The 3,694-nt window shown below is 58.3% G+C and carries 4 protein-coding genes and 1 pseudogene; 4 read left to right on the plus strand and 1 reads right to left on the minus strand.

Annotation, left to right across the window (positions count from 1 at the left end; all coding sequences use genetic code 11):
- Nucleotides 1–44: 44 nt before the first annotated feature.
- Nucleotides 45–329 carry a hypothetical protein gene (locus tag FAA86_RS24105; RefSeq protein ID WP_136543821.1) on the minus strand — a complete coding sequence of 95 codons (285 nt, stop codon included), beginning with the start codon at nt 327–329 and terminating at the stop codon, nt 45–47.
- Nucleotides 330–883: 554 nt separating this feature from the next.
- Between FAA86_RS24105 and FAA86_RS24110 the strand changes: the two genes are divergently transcribed.
- From FAA86_RS24110 to FAA86_RS24875, 4 genes and pseudogenes are all read left to right on the plus strand, one after another.
- Nucleotides 884–2,374 carry a PAS domain-containing sensor histidine kinase gene (locus tag FAA86_RS24110; protein WP_425467457.1) on the plus strand — a complete coding sequence of 497 codons (1,491 nt, stop codon included), beginning with the start codon at nt 884–886 and terminating at the stop codon, nt 2,372–2,374.
- Nucleotides 2,364–2,975: a response regulator FixJ gene (gene fixJ / locus FAA86_RS24115; RefSeq protein WP_136543823.1), complete on the plus strand. Its 612-nt coding sequence runs from the start codon at nt 2,364–2,366 to the stop codon at nt 2,973–2,975. The genes FAA86_RS24110 and fixJ overlap by 11 nt, the downstream gene beginning before the upstream one ends.
- Nucleotides 2,976–3,132: 157 nt before the next feature.
- Complete coding sequence (locus FAA86_RS24120) at nt 3,133–3,435, plus strand: hypothetical protein (RefSeq protein WP_136543825.1); 303 nt, start codon at nt 3,133–3,135, stop codon at nt 3,433–3,435.
- A 61-nt stretch (nt 3,436–3,496) separates the two neighbouring features.
- Nucleotides 3,497–3,694: pseudogene (locus tag FAA86_RS24875) on the plus strand (helix-turn-helix domain-containing protein); the annotation flags it as partial.

A 3,694-nucleotide genomic window follows, 5' to 3' on the forward strand; every position in this document is an offset into this window, starting at 1 on the left:
AAACTAGATCGGTCCGGACTGTTGACGTCGATTTCGGACCGGACTCAGACGGAGTTCGGTACCGGAGGCGCACGCGGTGCGGTGTTCGGGGCAAAAAGACGGCGATAGCCCTTGTCGCTTAGCGAAGGCACCGACATGTCGAGCGCAATGACTATGCGGCGACCGACAACATCTACCGGAGTCGGGAGCATGGCCGATGATGCAATCAAGCAGGCTTCACAGATGGTAGCCGCACCGTGGTGGGGAACCTCACCATCGTCGGTCGAAACGCACAATTCGGGCAACGTGCCATCGGGCAGTACATAGGCGGCCACGTCGAGCGTCGCCATATCACCAACGCCTGGCGGGGGCTGGTGTGACAGCCCGACCATGACGAGCAGAAATGCGAGGATGATCCTGACTGTTCTATGCACGACGCCAGTGGCCCGATTTGCGTTACACTCTGGCGAAGTATCTAGCATGGCAAAAGCTGGTCGTGATTGATTTGGAACAAGCTGCTACCGCGATGTGAAACTGAGATCTCGGGTAGAGGCATTCCATTCATCGAGCCCAGAGACGAATCTGCGCGAGCAGAGCCTCGGGGACGGAATGAAAGCGGAAACAAACCTAGATCCATGGTCTTCGGGAATCCACGGAACCGGTTTGTCCGACCCAAGCCCCGCAGTCTGCAGTCAACGCCGTGCTAACGGCGTGTTACCCAATAGCGCTGGAATTCGGTAGCTACGCTGCATCAGGACGGCCATGTTGCAACCCGAGGCAACCTGTTGCCTTGAGGTCGTGGAGAATACTTGTGATGGCCACTATTTGACTTCTATCAACCGGGGGCAACGGCTACGTTCCCGACCATGAAGCCGAATCGATTGGGTAGAGTAAGTTCAAGATCATGGTCGAAATGGTGAGCTCGAAAAGAAAGAAAAACCGATCGTTCCCCAACGCCAGAGGGTATGTCGTCGCGGTTTTCGGAACGGTCGCAGCTATTGGTGGCGCGCTATTTGCTATGCGCCATGCCGCTTCAGAAACGCTCTCCCTACTCGTACCGATTTCGGTCGTCGCCACAGCTTTGATCGGGGGAGCGGGCCCGGCCTTGCTGGCAGCCGTCTTCGGCTTAGCTCTTTGGCTTCTTTCCGGTCATTTTCTTCTATTTGAAACAGCTAGCGTGCAAACACTCGCACTTGCCGTGTTGTCAGCGCTGATTGTTTGGTTTGCCAGGCGAGCAGACAAAAATCGAGAGATGCTGGCGGAACTCAGGGAAGCGCTTGACGATCGCGAAGCCCGAATGGGGTCTATCCTCGACACGGTTCTTGATGCCACCATCGTGAGCGACGAGAACGGAGTCATAATCTCCTTCAACTCCGCAGCCGTCCGCCAGTTCGGCTACTCGGAAGCTGAAGCGCTTGGGCAAAATCTGAAGCTGCTCATGCCTCAGCCTTACAAGGTTGAACACGACCGATACATGCGCCGCTACATGGAAACGGGCGAAAAGAGGATCATCGGCGTCGACCGCGTCGTGGTCGGCCAGCGTAAGGATGGGTCTACATTTCCGATGAAGCTCGCGGTTGGCGAGATCAAACGTGGCGGGAAGCGCTTTTTCACCGGCTTCGTCCGCGACCTCACGGAGCGAGAAGAATCCGCTGCCCGCCTGCAGGAGATCCAGACCGAGCTCGCAAGGCTCGGCCGATTGAACGAGATGGGAGAGATGGCGTCGACGCTGGCGCACGAGTTGAACCAGCCTTTGTCGGCCATCGCCAACTACGTGCATGGTTGCGCTCGCCTGCTGCAGAACGCGGTCGGCGATCGCGACATCCAGGTTCGTGACGCATTGCTGGAAGCGGGCGAACAGAGCATTCGCGCCGGGCAGATCATTCGACACCTGCGCGAGTTCGTCACCAAAGGCGAGACGGAAAAGCGCACGGAGAGCCTGCGTCAACTCGTCGAAGAGGCCGGAGCGCTCGCTCTTGTCGGCTCGCGGGAAAAGGGCGTGCGCACCGTGTTCGATTTCACCTCGGACAACGATCAGGTCTTCGTCGACCGAATCCAAATCCAGCAGGTGCTGACCAACCTCATGCGTAATGCGATCGAGGCGATGAAGCAAACCGAGAACAAGGAAATCCGAGTCAGCGTCTGTTCCGACAAGATGGGACTTTTGACGGTGACGGTCGAGGATTCCGGTCCCGGAATTTCTCCGGAGGTCGCCGAGGATATCTTCGAGCCGTTCACGACGACAAAGGCAGGAGGCATGGGGATCGGGTTGTCGATTTCCAGGCGCATCATCGAGGCCCATGGCGGCGAGATGACCGTTTCCAAGAGTGAGCTTGGCGGAGCCTCCTTCTGTTTCACCCTTATCCAGCACGACGAGGACCAGAATGCAGCCTGATGACTTCACCGTCCATATCGTTGACGACGAAGAGGCACTTCGCAAATCGCTGGGCTTCATGCTCACAGTGAACGGTTTCGGCGTGAGGCTTCATGTCTCCGCAACCGCCTTTTCGGAAATCGCCCCGAGCCTTCGCAACGCCGTGCTGGTCACCGATATGCGCATGCCGGACATGAGCGGCCTCGATCTGGTGCGCAAAATTTCGAGCATATCTCCCCCGATACCCTCGATCATCGTCACCGGGCATGGCGATATTCCCATGGCCGTCGAAGCGATGAAGGCGGGTGCCGTGGACTTTATCGAGAAGCCGTTTGAAGAGGCCGTCATCATCGAGGCGGTGCGGCGCGCGGCCGAGAGGCTCGCAAACTTGGCGGCGGGCACACTCAGCGTCGATGACATCCGCTCGCGCATAGGCAGCCTGAGCGAACGCGAGCGGCAAATTCTGGCGGCCGTCGTTGCCGGCCAGCCAAACAAGGCCATAGCCTTCAATCTCGACATCAGCCCGCGAACCGTCGAAGTCCATCGCGCAAATGTCATGACGAAGATGAGGGCGCGCAGCCTGCCCGAACTGGTGCGTATGTCACTGACCGTCAGCATCTAGCCGAATCCCCGCGCAATCCGACAATACGCTTGATCCATGACAAGGTGGCGCGTCGACCAAGATGCGATCTGCAAGCTTGGTGAAAGATCACGACCGAGCTTCTGGGATCCCATTGTCCACGCTGTCTGCAATTGTTGCTGTTGTCAAAGACCCGGCTTTGCTGCGGTCGATCAGCTTTGCGCTCAACACGCATGGCCAGCCGGTGGAACAGTTCAACGACTGGACCATGGCAACGGAGGCGATCAGTCGTGCGGAATGCGTCATCCTCGACACCTGCCTGCCGCCCGCCGATCTGACGGCCGGCCTCAGCCTGGCAGACCGCGGCATAAAGCTCGTCGTCCTGGCGGAGGACGACAAGGACTACGGCAGCGGAAACAGGCAAGACATCTGCGTGCTGTCGAAACCCCTCAACGGGCCTGACATTGCCAATGCAGTATCGACCCTACGTAAGAACCCGTAGTGGAAGAACTCAATAGCGGCGAAGCCCCCGATCCAACATGATCCCTTCAACCAGAGGGAACATGCCGATGCAAACCGCCGCTTCCATCACACTCAATTCGCGCCTTCTCACATCGCCACGCGCACGGTGCCAGGCGCATATCAGGCCGGTAACCTTCCATGCGCCGGATTGCGTGATCTACGCGCAGGGCGAGCGCACGCGATCGCTCTACCAGATAGAATATGGCGCAGTGCGCATTTACCGTCTCCTCGCTGATGGC

Source organism: Rhizobium rosettiformans W3, from assembly GCF_004912135.1.
Classification (GTDB): Bacteria; Pseudomonadota; Alphaproteobacteria; order Rhizobiales; family Rhizobiaceae; genus Allorhizobium; species Allorhizobium rosettiformans.